Source organism: Thioclava sp. F36-7 (assembly GCF_002020075.1).
Taxonomy (GTDB): domain Bacteria; phylum Pseudomonadota; class Alphaproteobacteria; order Rhodobacterales; family Rhodobacteraceae; genus Thioclava; species Thioclava sediminum.
In genome coordinates, this window is the sequence record NZ_MPZR01000005.1 from 15,279 (window position 1) to 29,201 (window position 13,923).

Below are 13,923 nucleotides of genomic sequence, written 5' to 3' on the forward strand. Positions count from 1 at the left end.
TAAAGGGAGGAAATAACGATGAAATTTACGAAACTGCTGGGGCTGAGCGCCGCGGCCATGCTTTGGGCAAGCGGGAGCTTCGCACAGGAGATCACCCTCAAGCTGCACCATTTCCTTGGCGCCAAAGCGCCGGTGCAGACGCAGATGCTGGAGCCCTGGGCCAAGCGCGTTGAAGAGCTTTCGAACGGCAAGGTCAAGATTGACATCTACCCGGCGATGACGCTGGGCGGCCGCCCGCCCGAGCTGGTGCAGCAGGCGCGTGACGGCGTGGTCGATCTGATCTGGACGCTCAACGGCTACACGCCGGGTCTCTTCCCGCGCACCGAAGTGTTCGAACTGCCGACCGTCTTCAACAACGACCCGGCCGCGACCAACCTCGCGATGCGCGACATGTTCGATAAGGAACTGAAGCAGGAATACGAGGACAAGGGCCTCGAAGTGATGTTCCTGCATGCCCATGCGGGTAACGGCATCCACACCGTGGATACCCCGGTTCACAGCCCCGCCGACGTGAAGGGCATGAAGCTGCGCACGCCGTCGCGCACGGGGGCCTGGGTGATCGAGGCGCTGAACGCGCAGCCGGTCGCGATGCCGGTGCCGGAACTGCCGCAGGCGCTGTCGAAGAAGGTCGTGGACGGCGCGCTGATCCCGTGGGAAATCATCCCCGCGCTGAAGCTGCAGCAGCAGACCCAGTACCAGATCGAAGGTCAGGACCATTGGCGCCTGGGCACCTCGATCTTCCAGGTGTCGATGAACAAGGCGAAATGGGACAGCCTGCCTGACGACGTCAAAGCCGCGTTCCGCAAGGCCTCCGACGAGGAGTGGCTGAAGCAGGTCGGTGATATCTGGCGCACCAGCGACAATAACGGGATCAAGGCCGCCGAAGCGGATGGCAACGAGCTGATCACGCTCTCGGCCGATGAGACCCAAGCCTTCAAGGATGCGATGCAGCCGGTCGTCACCCGTTGGGAAGACGAGGTGAAAGGCCAAGGCATCGACGGTCCGGCGCTGGTGAAAGAAGCCCGCGAGCTGACCGCTGAAGAAGAAAAGAACCTGGCGAGCCAGTAACCAACGGAGCGGCGACGATCATGCATTCTGCAACCGAGACTTTCTTGCGCAAGGCGATCTATGCCTGGGCCCTCGCGGGAGGCGGGGTGCTTGCAGCGATCGTCGCCGTAAACGTCTGGACCGTGGTGGGCGGCTTTATCGGGCTGCCCTTCGCGGGAGACTTCGAGCTGACGGAGATGGGGGTCGCCATCGCGGCCTTCATGTTCCTGCCTTACTGCCAACTCGCCGATCAGAACGTGACGGCGGACATCTTCACCTCGAAACTGAGCGCCGCCGTGCAGCGCCGCTTCTCGGCCATCGGCTCGGTGCTGGCGCTGGGCTTCGCGGCGCTTCTGCTGTGGCGGATGTATTTCGGGATGCTCGACCAGAAATCCTATTCGCTCGCCACCACGATCCTGCAGATCCCGGTCTGGTGGGCCTACCTTCCCGCGCTTGCTTCGCTGGCGCTACTTTTCATCGCCGCAGCGCTGAGCCTGCGGGACAACTGGACGGGGCGTGCCTGATGGACCCGATTACTCTCGGCCTGCTGGGCCTCGCCATTCTCGTGGGGCTCATCGTGATGCGTGTGCCCATCGCCTATGCCATGATCGTCGTGGGCGCTGGCGGCACCGCGATCATCAACGGTCCGGCGATCCTACTGAGCCAGCTCAAGACGCTCGCTTACGGCCAATTCTCGATCTATGACCTCTCCGTCGTGCCGATGTTCGTCCTGATGGGGGCGCTGGCCACCAAGACGGGCCTGTCGCGCGATATGTTCCGCGCCGCCAACGCGTGGTTCGGCTGGATGCGCGGCGGCACCGCGATGGCCTCGATCGCCGCCTGTGCGGGCTTCGGCGCGGTCTGCGGGTCTTCGCTCGCCACCGCCTCGACGATGGGCAAGGTCGCCCTGCCGGAGCTGGAGCGCTACAACTACTCGCCTGCGCTGGCGACCGGTTCGGTCGCGGCAGGCGGCGTTCTGGGCATCCTGATCCCGCCCTCGGTGATCCTCGTGATCTACGCGGTGATCGTGGAGGCCAATATCGTCACCATGTTCATGGCTGCGCTGATCCCCGGTCTGATCGCCGTCGTGCTGTTCCTGATGACCATCGCAATCTATGTCCGCCTCGTGCCGAGCGCGGGCCCCGCGCAGGGCGTGTCGGACAAGGCGGAGTTCTGGGCGGCCACGCGCGGCGTGCTGCCGGTGCTGGGCATCTTCGGCGTGGTGATCGGTGGCATCTATGCGGGCTTCTACAACCCGACGCCCGCCGCTGCGATCGGCGTCTTCGCGGTCTTCGTCTACGGGCTCTTCCGCGGGCTGATGTCGCGCGAGGCGATGCGCTCGTCCATCCTCGAGACGGCGGGCACCACGGGCATGATCTACCTGATCCTGCTGGGGGCCGAGCTGCTGAAGATCTTCATGTCGCGGGCAGGGGTGCCGCAGGCGGCTGCCGATATGGCGGTGAATTCGGGCCTGCCGCCAATGATGGTGATGGCAATCCTGCTGATCGCGCTGATCGTGCTGGGCTGCCTGATGGACTCGATGTCGATGATCCTGCTGGTGCTGCCCTTCTTCTGGCCGGTGCTGGTCGAGATCAATGGCGGGCTCTACCAGATGGCGGACGGCTCTGGCTTCGGCCTCTCGACCGACGAGCTGAAGGTCTGGTTCGGCATTCTCGCCCTCGTCGTGGTGGAGCTAGGGCTGATCACGCCGCCTGTGGGGATGAATGTCTTCGTGATCTCGGCGCTGGCGAAGAACGTGCCGATGGGCACCACCTTCCGGGGCGTCTTCCCGTTCTTCCTGTCCGAGCTGGTGCGCGTCGCGCTTCTGCTGGGCTTCCCGGCGCTGACGCTGTGGCTGCCGCGGGTGCTGGGCGGCTGAGACACCTCAGACAAGCGGATGAGACAAAACGGGGGGCGCAATCGCCCCCCGTTTCATATTCAGCCCGCGCGCATCGGGGCGAGGGCCTTGTGTTCGACCCCAATCCGCACCCAGAGCATCGCCGCGTTCAGAACGGTGAACAGCACGGCTACCCAGAGCAGGCCCAGCACCATCGGGGCCACGAAGATCTCGGCCACGACCAGCATGTAATTGGGATGCGAGACGTATTTGAACGGGCCGCGCGCGACCAATGGCTCGTCGAGGATGATCACCCGCGTCGTCCAACGTCCGCCGAGGCTGGTGAGGATCCAGACGCGCAGAACCTGCAGGACCGCGAAGATCGCGAGCCAACCGAGGTGGACCGGCTGGCCGAGCCCGAAGACGATCAGGCAGAGGATCCACGCGCTGTGCATCGCAACCATCACCGGGTAATGCGACGCGCCGACCTCATGGGCCCCGCGCGCCAGAAGCCGGGCGGTGTTGCGCTTGGCGATGACCAGCTCGCTCAGCCGTTGCACGACGATGAAAGCGAGGAACAGGAGGCTCGGGAGGACCATCAGGCGGCCTCCCTCTCGCTTTGGGCCGGGCCGACATGGAAGGGCAGGAAGGAAGCGGTGAAGCCGGGGCCGAGTGCGCAGCCCATCATCTGCCCGGTCTTGCCCGCGTCCAACACCGCCCGCATCACGAACAGCATCGTCGGTGCGGACATGTTGCCCGCCTCGCGCAGCACCGCGCGTTCGGCATCCAGAACGCCCTGTTCAAGATGCAGCGCGCCTTCGATCGCCTCCACGACCTTCGCGCCGCCGGGGTGGCAGACATAGCGGTCGATCTCGTCATGGTTAAGGTTCGCTGCCTTGAGCGCGCCATCGGCTGCCTCCGCGAACTCGGACGTGACGAAGCCCGGGATCGAGCGGTCGAAGATCACGCCGAAGCCGATCTCGTCCACGTCCCAGCCCATGATGTCGAGCGTGTCGGGCCATGTCTTCTGATGGCCTTGGCCAAGCGAGATTACCTGACCCGCGCCGGGCGCTTCGGTGCTGATACAGGCCGCAGCCGCGCCGTCCGCAAACAGCACGGCCGCCACGATATCGGCCTTCTGCATCCGGTCCGCGCGGAAGGACAGCGAGCAGGTCTCGACCACGACGAGCAGAACCTTCGCCCCCGGACGCCCCGCCGCGATGGATTGCGCCGTCGACAGCCCCGAGACGCCGCCCGCGCAGCCCAGACCGAAGATCGGCACGCGCATGATGTCGTCGCGAAAGCCCATCTCGCCCAGCACCTGCGCCTCGAGCGAGGGCGTCGCGAGCCCGGTCGAGCAGACCGTGACCACGCAATCGACCTCCGAGCCCTGCCAGCCTGCGGTGTCGAGGGCCGCCTGCGCCGCGTCGACGAACAGCGCCTTCGCACCCTCCATGAAAGCCGCGTTGCGATCCGCCCAGCCGTGCGGCTCCGAGAACCAATCGATCGGCACGACCGAATAGCGCCGATCGATCCCGGCCGTGTCGAAGGTCTTCGATAGCCGCTCGAATTGCGGGTAGGTCTCGCCGAAGATGATCTCGGCGCGCTTACGCACCTCGGACTGCGCGAGACAATGCGGCGGCAGCGCAGTCGAGAGGCCGTGGAGATAAACTGACATGGCAATTCCTTTCCGCTGAAGGCTGATGCTGGTCAGTCCTTGAGGAAACTTTTGAAAAACTCGGGGGCGCGTTTGGATTGCCCTGCAAGTCAACGGACGAGATGGGCTTTTGGTTCAGCCGCCAGGAAAGTGAGCTGGCGCCGGGCGGCGAAGCCGGGTCGTTTAACAGGCGCGCGTAACAGCATGTGAATAGGGGATTTTCTCCGATAGACGCGCGTGGCGGTTCTGTCTTCAACACCAAGCTGTGATCGCAATGGGGCGATGTTTTCCCGGGCCGGGCGCTGGCGGACTACCGGTGCCGCGAAAGAGGTCGGCCAACGCACGGTCTGCCGTTGTGTCAAAGTCGTCCTTTAATGACCTGATTCCGCGGGGTTTTCCAAAAACTCTCGGGGCTAAGCACGGGGCGCCCATAGCCACATTGCCGCGGTGCAGCACACGGCGACTTGAGGCCGAATTCGTGTTTCGAAACCGGTTTCGGCTTTACGAAATCGGTTTCGTTAACCTAGTCTCTCGCCATGGAGGAGATTCGCGACACAGATAAGAAACCGTCCGAACCGGCGCCGCGCCGGGTGCGGATTTCTGATCTTGCGCAGGCGCTGGGCCTGACCAAGAGCACCGTGTCGCGGGCGCTCAACAATTATTCCGATATTTCTCCCGAGACCCGCGAGCGCGTGGCGCGCGTCGCCGCCGAGATGGGCTATGCGCCGATGCCCTATGCGCAGGCCGTGCGCACGGGGCGGGTGCGGGCGCTGGGTCTGGTGCTCGAACTCGACGCGCCGGACCGCTACGGGCCGTTCCTCACGGATTTCCTTGGCGGGATCACGCAGGAGGCCTCGCTGGAAGGCTGGACGCTGACGATCGCCTCGTCGAATTCGCGCGAGGAGATGGAGGATACGGTCACGCGGCTCTTGCAGGAGCACAAGGTCGACGGCTTCATCCTGCCGCGGACGCAGGTCGTGGACCCGCGGGTGAAGTTCCTGCAGGCAAAACACGTGCCCTTCGTGCTGTTCGGCCGCACCGGCCACGGCCAGCCCGATCCGGGTCTGTCGTGGTACGACGTGGATGGCGAGGGCGCGATGCGTGCCGCGGTCGCGCGGCTGGCGGGGTTCGGTCATCGCCGCATCGCCTTCGCCGGGTCGCACGCAAGCTACAATTTCGCGCTGCTGCGCCGAGACGGCTACCGCGACGGGTTGGAAGAGGCCGGTCTGCCTTTCGATTCCGCGCTCGAGGTGATGGAGATTTCCGACCGTTCGGAAGGGGCGCAGGCCGCGCGCGATCTGCTCGATCTGCCCGATCCGCCGACCGCGATCGTCTATTCCACCGACGCGACTGCGCTCGGGGCCTATGACGTGGCGCGCGAGCGGGGGCTGACGATCGGGCGCGACCTGTCGATCATCTCCTATGACGGTATTCCCGAGGGCCGGATGGTCGATCCGCCCCTCACGACATTCGCAGTCGACAGCCAGCACGCGGGCGCGCGTCTCGCGTCACTGCTGATCGCGCAGCTCCGCGGTGCGCCGCCCGGAGAGCTGACGGAATTGGTGGCGGCGCAACTGGAACCGGGAGGCTCCGACGGGCCACCCGTCGACCCATAAGAGAAACGCAATCTACCGGGAGGAAAGTAAATGAAGCTAATTCGAGGACATAAAACGGCGATGCTGATGGGCTCGACCGTGCTGGCGCTGATGGCGGGCGCCGTCGCGGTGCAGGCCGAGACGATCAAGTTCTGGACCACCGAGGAACAGCCTGAGCGTCTGGCCAAGCAGCAGCAGATGGCCGACGACTTCAAGGCCAAGACCGGCATCACCGTCGACGTGATCCCGGTGACGGAAAGCGACCTGAACCAGCGCGCCACCGCGGCTTTCGCGGCGGGTGATCTGCCCGACGTGATCTACACGCCGCTGCAAAACGTGCTGCCCTGGACCGATGCGGGCATCGTCGACACGCTGGCGAGCACCGATGTGGTCGCCAAGCTCGATCCGGCGACCTTCGCGCCCGGTGCGCTGAAAATGGTCGAGACGGATGGCGATTACGCCGCCGTGCCGGTCGATGGCTGGACCCAGATGATCCTTTATCGCAAGGATCTGTTCGACAAGGCGGGCCTCGCGCCGCCGACCGATTTCAAGTCGATCGAAGCCGCGCTCGACAAGCTCAACAATCCGCCGAGCATGTATGGTTTCGTTGCCGCGACCAAGGTCGACGAAAACTACATGAGCCAGATCCTCGAACAGATCTTCCTCGCCAACGGCGTCTCGCCGGTGGGGCCGGACGGCTTCAAGCCGCTCGACGAGAAGAAGACGGTCGAGGTGCTGAACTTCTACAAGAAGCTGGCCGACGCCTCCCCGCCCGGCGAGAACTACTGGAAGCAGTCGCGCGAACTGTATTTCGCGGGCAAGGCGGCGATGATCATGTGGTCGCCCTTCATCCTCGACGAGCTGGCCGGTCTGCGTGACAGCGCCCCGCCGATGATCAACGACGATCCGACCTCGACCGAGCTGTCGAAGGATACCGGCGTCGTGACCAACCTCGCGGGCCCGTCGAACCCCGACGGTGCGAGCTGGGCGGACCTGCGTTACTTCACCATCACCGCCGATGCCGACACCGAAGCGGCCGAGCAATTCGTCGATTACTCGATGAATGACGGCTACGAGCAGACGCTGTCGATCGCGCCGGAGGGCAAGTTCCCGACCCGTCGCGGCACCGATGCGGATCCGGAGAAGTTCACCAAGCTCTGGGCGACCCTGCCGGTGGGCGTGGATCGCAAGGCGCCGCTCAAGGATCTCTACGCGCCGGCCGTGGTCGACGAGATCACCAAGGGTCTCGACACCGCACAGCGCTGGGGCGTGAAGGACGGGCAGCTCGCGCTGGCCTCGAAGATGCTCAACAGCCAGGTCATCAACCGGGTTGTGCGCGACTTCATCGACGGCAACATCTCGGCCGAGGATGCGGTCGCGAAGATGAACGACGAGCTGGGCAAGATCAACTGATCCGACCTTTGGCCGGGGCAGGGCGGTTGCGCCTTGCCCCGGGACAAAAGCCCGCTCTGACTGCATGGATTGGAGACTGTCATGACTGACATATCGCCGCCCAAGGGGCGCGGCGCGCTTGCTCGTCGCGAGGCGCGTCTGGCCTGGGGCCTGCTGTTCCCGACCATCGCGATCGTGGCGCTTGTCGTGATCGTGCCGCTGCTGGCGATCTTCTGGATCTCCTTCAAGCCGGTGACGCTGGGCGATCTGCGTCCCGCCGAGATCCGCACGCGGGTCGCGCTGCGCGAACGCGGCGATCAGGCACTTCTGGAGCTGCGCGTCATCAACCCCTCGCGCGAGCAGGAGATGACCAAGGCGGCGCTGAACGTGACCCTGCCCGAGGGCGTTGCGCTGACCGGCGATCTGCCGCAGGGCTGCGCGATGGACGGGCAGGACCTGTCTTGCGATTTCGGCACGCTTGAGGCCGGCGCGAACGAACGTTTCCGCGTCGATGCGCAGGTGACGGGGGACACCCGCGAGGCAGAGCGCGCGATGCGTGACGCCGAGGTCAAAGCGACCGGTCACGTCTCGAACGTTCTGACGAATTCCACCTTCACGCTCGACAACTTCCGCCAGCTCTTTTCGGGCAGCGAGTTCTGGAGCGTTCTGGGCATCACGCTGTTCTACACGGTCTTCGGGACGCTGGGCGCGCTGGTCGTGGGGCTGTTCGCGGCGCTGCTGCTCAACAAGAGCTTCCGCGGGCAGGGCATCCTGCGCGGGCTTTACCTCTTTCCTTATGTGGCCCCGGTGATCGCGGTAGCCTTCACATGGATCACGCTGTTCGATCCCTATTCGGGCTCCGCCAACGCGCTGCTGGTGCAGATGGGCGTGAGCGAAGGCGCGATCAACTTCTTCGGGGCCAAGCCGCTCGCACTCATCATGGTGACGGTGTTCGAGATCTGGCGCTATTTCCCGCTCTCGTTCCTCTTCATCCTCGCGCGGATGCAGAGCATCGACACGGATATGTATGAGGCGGCGGATATGGACGGGGCCTCTCCGTTCCAGAAATTCTGGTATCTCTCGATGCCGCAGCTGCTGGGGATCCTGTCGGTCCTGTTCCTGCTGCGCTTCATCTGGACCTTCAACAAGTTCGACGACATCTTCCTGCTCACCGGCGGTAATGCCGGCACGCGGGTCCTGACGGTCAATGTCTACGAACAGGCTTTCGCGGTGTCGAATATCGGTGCGGGTGCCGCGGTTGCCGTGGTGATCTTCGCCTGCCTTCTGGTCTTCTCTGGTCTGTTCTTCCGCACCATGAGCCGGGAGGAAGGGCTATGAAAATCCTGCATAAAGGCTATCTCACCGGGCCGATCATCGGGGCGCTCTGGGCGCTGGTCATGTCGGTCACGCTGGGGGTTGCGATCTCCTTTGCGACCGGCGCTGCGGCCAAGCCCGCTCTGATCGGGTCGCTGATCCTCGGCCTTGCGACCGGGTTTGCCCGCGTGCGCATCGCCAATCGCTGGGTCGCGGATGCGGTGGCGGTGATCGTGGCGCTGGCGCTGATGGCGGTGGGCCTCGGCGCGCTGCAATTCGACGACAGCTTCAACTTTGTCTGGCGCGTCGCACTCAGCGTGGTGCTGGCGGGAGCGGTCTCGATCCCGCTCAACTCGATCCTGCGCGAGCTGCGGTTCGGTGCGCTCACGCGCCACCAGTTCGAGGATGCGGTCATCCGCTTCCTCACCGGCTTCGGTTACATCTTCTTCACCGCGATCGTGGTCATCCCGTTCTACGTGATGGTCATGACCTCGATGAAGTCGCAGCAGCAGCTGATGCTCAATCCGCTCGATTTCTCGATCGACCTGAGCCGGGGCTGGCACCTGTTCGACAGCTATTACGAGTTGATGACGCGGTTCCATTTCGGGCGCTACCTCTGGACGAGTTTCTATGTCTCAGTGCTGACCGTGCTGCTGACGCTGCTGTTTTCGGTGCCCGGCGCCTATGCGGTCGCGCGGCTGCGCTTCCGCGGGCAGAAAGTGTTCTCGCGCGGCATTCTGCTGATCTACATGGTGCCGATGATCGTGCTCGCGCTGCCGATCTACATCGCCTACTCGATGGTCGGTCTGCGCAATTCGATCCTCGGGATCGTCATGATCTACCCGGTCACCACGATCCCGGTCGCGCTTTACATGCTGCAGGGCTATTTCCGTGGCCTCCCCGTCGAGGTCGAGGAGGCGGGCCTGATGGACGGGCTCTCGCGGCTCAAGGTGATCTGGAAGATCACGTTGCCGCTGGCGTTGCCCGCGATGGCTTCGGTCGGGCTCTATGTCTTCATGATCGCATGGAACGAGTTCCTGCTCGCCTTCATGCTCCTCGACGATCCCAGCAAATTCACCCTCACGCGGGGCATTGCCTCGCTCAACTCTTCCGAGATTCCGCGCCAGCACCTGATGGCGGGCGCCGTCATCGCGACGGTGCCGATCATGGCGCTGTTCCTCGGGCTCGAACGTTTCATGACCCGCGGCCTGACGGCCGGCGCGGTGAAAGGATAAGATATGATGACCGAAACTCTGGCTGCCGCAGACGACTTCTCCGACCGGGACGCCGCGGCGCGCGACATCCTCACCCAGAACGACCGGGGCGGCTATACCGTGCCGACCGACGGCCTCTATCCCTACCAGTGGAACTGGGACAGCGCCTTCGCGAGCCTCGGCTTCGCCGAGTTCGACCTGGACCGCGCCTGGCAGGAGATCGAGACGCTGTTCTCGGGGCAGTGGGACAACGGCATGGTCCCGCATATCATCTTCCACAAGCCCGATCCGGGCTACTTCCCCGGCCCCGACGTCTGGGGTTGCAACGGGCCGATCGCGTCTTCGGGAATCACCCAGCCGCCGGTCGCACTCAGCTTCGCGACGCGGCTTCTGGCGGCTGATCCGGAGGCAGGCGCGGCCCGCTTCGCCGCGCTCTATCCGAAGATGCAGAAATGGGCGGAGTGGTTCCTGAAATGGCGCCGCGACGAGAAGGGCGCGATCTTCGTGATCCATCCGTGGGAATCGGGGCGTGACAACGCGCCGGACTGGGATGACGCGATGAGCGGGATCGACCCGCAGGACGTGGGCTATTACGAGCGCCGCGATACCCAGCATGTCGACGCCTCGATGCGGCCCACGAAATACGATTACGACCGCTACATCTGGCTGGTGCAGCGCGCCAAGGCGCTCGATTGGGACGACGCGAAAGTCGCCGAGGGCAACCCGTTCAGAGTGGCCGATCCGACGATGCATTTCATCCTGATGCGCGGCCTGCGCGACCTGCTGGCGGCTGGCGAGGCGCAGGATCTCGACACCGGCGACATGGCCACGCAGCTGGCCGAGCTGGAAGCCGGAGCAGAGGCGCTGTGGAACCCCGGCATGGGCTATTACGACAGCTACAACTGCAACAACGGCATCTGGTCGAACGCGCTGAGCAACGCCTCCTTCCTGTGCTGGTTCGGCGGGCTCGACGCGCCGCATATGGAGCAGCATCTGGCCCGCGTGCTCGATGCGGCCCCCTATGGCGTGCCGTCGCTCGCACCTTTCGATCCGCGGTTCGACGCCAAGCGCTACTGGCGCGGCCCGACCTGGGGGATGATGAACATGATGATCGGCGAGGGCGCCTCCGAGCGGGGCGTCGCGCTTGGCGAAGAGGTCCGCAAGCGCACCCGCGAGGTGATCGGGCGCTACGGCTTCGTCGAGTATTTCGACCCGATGACGGGCGCGGCCGCGGGCGGCAAGGCATTTACCTGGACGGCGGCCGTCTGGCTCGCCTGGGCCGGCAAGGAGGGGTGAAATGGGTTCGATCACGCTAAACGGTGTCGAGAAGTGGTTCGGCGACGTTCAGGTCATCAAGGGCATCGACCTTGAGATCAAGGATGGCGAATTCGTCGTCTTCGTAGGCCCCTCGGGCTGCGGCAAGTCCACGCTTCTGCGGATGATCGGCGGGCTTGAGGATACCTCGCGCGGGGCGATCGAGATCGACGGTGCGAATGTGACCGATCAGCCGCCCTCCAAGCGCGGCCTCGCGATGGTGTTCCAGTCCTACGCGCTCTACCCGCATATGTCGGTGGCCGAGAATATGGGCTTTTCGCTCAAGATGGCGGGGGCCCCCCAGGAAGACTGGCGGGCCAAGGTCGACGAGGCGGCCGATATCCTGAAGCTGCAGAGCTTCCTCGACCGGCGGCCCAAGGACCTGTCGGGCGGCCAGCGCCAGCGTGTGGCGATCGGACGTTCGATCGTGCGCGACCCGACGGCGTTCCTCTTCGACGAGCCGCTGTCGAACCTCGACGCGGCGCTGCGCGTGGAGATGCGGCTGGAGATCGCGCGGCTGCACCGCAACCTCCAGCGCACGATGATCTACGTCACCCACGATCAGGTGGAGGCGATGACGCTCGCCGATCGGATCGTAGTGCTGGAATACGGTCGGATCGCGCAGGTCGGCACCCCGCGCGAGCTCTACGAGAAACCCGCGAACCTGTTCGTGGCGCAATTCATCGGCAGCCCGAAGATGAACGTGATGCCCTGCGCGGTCTCGGGCGGCAGCTACAGCCTCGAAGGCGGGCGCGGCGGGGCCTGTCCCGCACCGCAAGCCACGCAGCTTGGCATCCGGCCCGAGCACATCTCGCTGGTGGCCGAGGGCGAGGGGCAATGCGACGGGCGCGTCGACGTGGTGGAATTCCTCGGCGCGGACACGTTCATCCTGTTCGATTGCGGCCCCCTGGGCGCGGTGAACGTGCGCGTCGCTGGCGATACCGATCTGCGTCCGGGCGATGTCTCGGGGCTGAGCTTCGAGCCGGATCGCACGGTCTTCTTCGACGCGGACGGCATGGCAGTCTGATCCCGAGCGCCCGGGCGTGCGGCCCGGGCAACGCGGAAAATTGCGCGGGCAGGGGGCGAGGCGACGTCGTCTCGTGCAGGCGCGTCAGTGCGTCAATTCACGCAACAGAGGCGCGCCTAGCGACTTCGCGCGCACATGCTCAAAAATTGTCGGTCCGGCATCCCCCGGGTGCCGGATCTCTTTGCCGTTCTGTCGCCGCTCAAGTGTCTCCTTTTACAAAATTTCCTTCAGTTATCATTGGGTTCCCTGACACTTTTCTCAAATTAATGTGACCGGCGGACGATTGCTGATCGGGAGCACCGGCGCTACCGTTCGCGGCAATCGTCGAACGGGCGCATTCGCGTGCACTGCGCAACCTGAAGATCGACGATGGGCCGAGACGCTCCCCCGGGTGGAAGCACGCCCGCGCGGGGAGGTCGGACGGTCTCATCACGCGCAAGGCGAATGCGATCCGAAAACGATCGTGAACAATCCAACGGATGAGAGGAAAACATATGCGGAAGACGACACTTCTCGCGGTCGCCGGTGCGACCGCTATGGTCACCGGCTTTGCAGCCCAGACCGGAACCGCCCGTGCCGCCGAGCAATGCGGTGACATCTCGATCGCCCAGATGAACTGGGCCGCTGCCGAGGTCACCACCAACATCGCGAAGTTCATGCTGGACCAAGGCTACGGCTGTAACACCAGCCTGGTCAAATCCGACACGATTCCCGCGATCACCTCGATCGCCGAAAACGGCCGCCCCGACGTCGTCACCAACCTGTGGCTGAACTCGGCTGGCGACGCCTACAAGAAGCTCGAGAGCGAAGGCAAGATCAAGCGCGTCGCCAAGACGCTCCAGCCGGGTGGCGTCGAAGGCTGGTGGATCCCCACCTACCTCGCCGAAGAGCACCCCGAGCTGAAGACCATCGAGGGCGTGATGGCGCACCCCGACTGGGTCGGCGGCACGTTCAACAACTGCCCCGACGGCTGGGGCTGCCGCGTCGTGAGCGACAACCTGATCAAGGCGCTCGACCTCAAGAGCTCGGGCATCGAGGTGTTCAACCACGGCTCCGGCCAGACGCTCGCCTCGTCGATCGGTTCGGCCTTTGCCGACAAGAAGCCGTGGTTCGGCTACTACTGGGGCCCGACCGTGGTCATGGGCAACTACGACATGACCCGCGTGAAGCTTGGCGATTACGACAAGGCCAAGTTCGACAATCTCCAGAACAAGGACGCGTCGAACCCGCAGGTTTCGGACTTCCCGGCAGCTCCGGTGCTGACCTCGGTGACGAGCGACTTCGCGAAGACCCACCCGGCCGAGACCGAGTTCTTCTCGAAGATGAGCTTCAAGACCGACACCATGTCGAAGCTGCTCGCCTGGCAGGACGAGAACAAAGCCTCGGGTGAAGAGACGGCGGTCTACTTCATCAAGAACTACCAGGACACCTGGAAGAACTGGCTCGATGCCGATGCCCAGAAGAAGCTTTCGAAGCTGATCGGCGGATGATCGTGACGCGCGCCTGACGCGCAATACATGGACGGG

12 protein-coding genes are annotated in these 13,923 nt (G+C 64.5%); 10 read left to right on the plus strand and 2 right to left on the minus strand.

The annotated features are described in order from the left end of the window. The first annotated feature begins 18 nt into the window (after window positions 1-18). From BMI89_RS10280 to BMI89_RS10290, 3 genes are read left to right on the plus strand one after another with little or no spacing between them, the layout of a single operon-like run. Window positions 19-1,068 carry a TRAP transporter substrate-binding protein gene (locus BMI89_RS10280; RefSeq protein ID WP_078570860.1) on the plus strand — a complete coding sequence of 350 codons (1,050 nt, stop codon included), beginning with the start codon at window positions 19-21 and terminating at the stop codon, window positions 1,066-1,068. Between the two features lie 20 nt (window positions 1,069-1,088). Then, window positions 1,089-1,571 carry a TRAP transporter small permease subunit gene (locus tag BMI89_RS10285; protein WP_078521002.1) on the plus strand — a complete coding sequence of 161 codons (483 nt, stop codon included), beginning with the start codon at window positions 1,089-1,091 and terminating at the stop codon, window positions 1,569-1,571. After that, window positions 1,571-2,926: a TRAP transporter large permease subunit gene (locus BMI89_RS10290; protein ID WP_078521001.1), complete on the plus strand. Its 1,356-nt coding sequence runs from the start codon at window positions 1,571-1,573 to the stop codon at window positions 2,924-2,926. Before BMI89_RS10285 ends, BMI89_RS10290 begins: the two co-directional genes overlap by 1 nt. 59 nt (window positions 2,927-2,985) lie before the next feature. Here the strand turns inward: BMI89_RS10290 and BMI89_RS10295 are convergent, their stop codons facing one another. After that, window positions 2,986-3,483 (minus strand): isoprenylcysteine carboxylmethyltransferase family protein, encoded by a 498-nt coding sequence (locus tag BMI89_RS10295; protein WP_078570861.1) that lies wholly within the window; start codon window positions 3,481-3,483, stop codon window positions 2,986-2,988. Beyond that, window positions 3,483-4,562, minus strand: coding sequence for a type III polyketide synthase (locus tag BMI89_RS10300; RefSeq protein WP_078570862.1), 1,080 nt, complete (start codon window positions 4,560-4,562; stop codon window positions 3,483-3,485). The genes BMI89_RS10295 and BMI89_RS10300 overlap by 1 nt, the downstream gene beginning before the upstream one ends. A gap of 569 nt (window positions 4,563-5,131) precedes the next feature. Here BMI89_RS10300 and BMI89_RS10305 point away from each other — a divergent pair. The 7 genes from BMI89_RS10305 to BMI89_RS10335 all read left to right on the plus strand — a co-directional run bounded on the left by BMI89_RS10305 (window position 5,132) and on the right by BMI89_RS10335 (window position 13,887). Then, complete coding sequence (locus BMI89_RS10305) at window positions 5,132-6,157, plus strand: LacI family DNA-binding transcriptional regulator (RefSeq protein ID WP_168176791.1); 1,026 nt, start codon at window positions 5,132-5,134, stop codon at window positions 6,155-6,157. Between the two features lie 30 nt (window positions 6,158-6,187). Next, window positions 6,188-7,549, plus strand: a complete 1,362-nt coding sequence (locus BMI89_RS10310; RefSeq protein ID WP_078570864.1) for an extracellular solute-binding protein — start codon at window positions 6,188-6,190, stop codon at window positions 7,547-7,549. A gap of 81 nt (window positions 7,550-7,630) precedes the next feature. Beyond that, on the plus strand, window positions 7,631-8,866 hold the full coding sequence (locus tag BMI89_RS10315) for a sugar ABC transporter permease (RefSeq protein WP_078570865.1): 1,236 nt from the start codon (window positions 7,631-7,633) through the stop codon (window positions 8,864-8,866). Continuing rightward, window positions 8,863-10,077 (plus strand): carbohydrate ABC transporter permease, encoded by a 1,215-nt coding sequence (locus tag BMI89_RS10320; protein WP_078570866.1) that lies wholly within the window; start codon window positions 8,863-8,865, stop codon window positions 10,075-10,077. Before BMI89_RS10315 ends, BMI89_RS10320 begins: the two co-directional genes overlap by 4 nt. 6 nt (window positions 10,078-10,083) lie before the next feature. After that, window positions 10,084-11,352 carry a hypothetical protein gene (locus BMI89_RS10325; RefSeq protein ID WP_078571075.1) on the plus strand — a complete coding sequence of 423 codons (1,269 nt, stop codon included), beginning with the start codon at window positions 10,084-10,086 and terminating at the stop codon, window positions 11,350-11,352. 1 nt (window position 11,353) lies between these two features. Next, window positions 11,354-12,397, plus strand: coding sequence for an ABC transporter ATP-binding protein (locus BMI89_RS10330; RefSeq protein WP_078570867.1), 1,044 nt, complete (start codon window positions 11,354-11,356; stop codon window positions 12,395-12,397). 494 nt (window positions 12,398-12,891) lie between these two features. Continuing rightward, window positions 12,892-13,887, plus strand: a complete 996-nt coding sequence (locus BMI89_RS10335; RefSeq protein WP_078570868.1) for an ABC transporter substrate-binding protein — start codon at window positions 12,892-12,894, stop codon at window positions 13,885-13,887. Window positions 13,888-13,923: the final 36 nt, after the last annotated feature.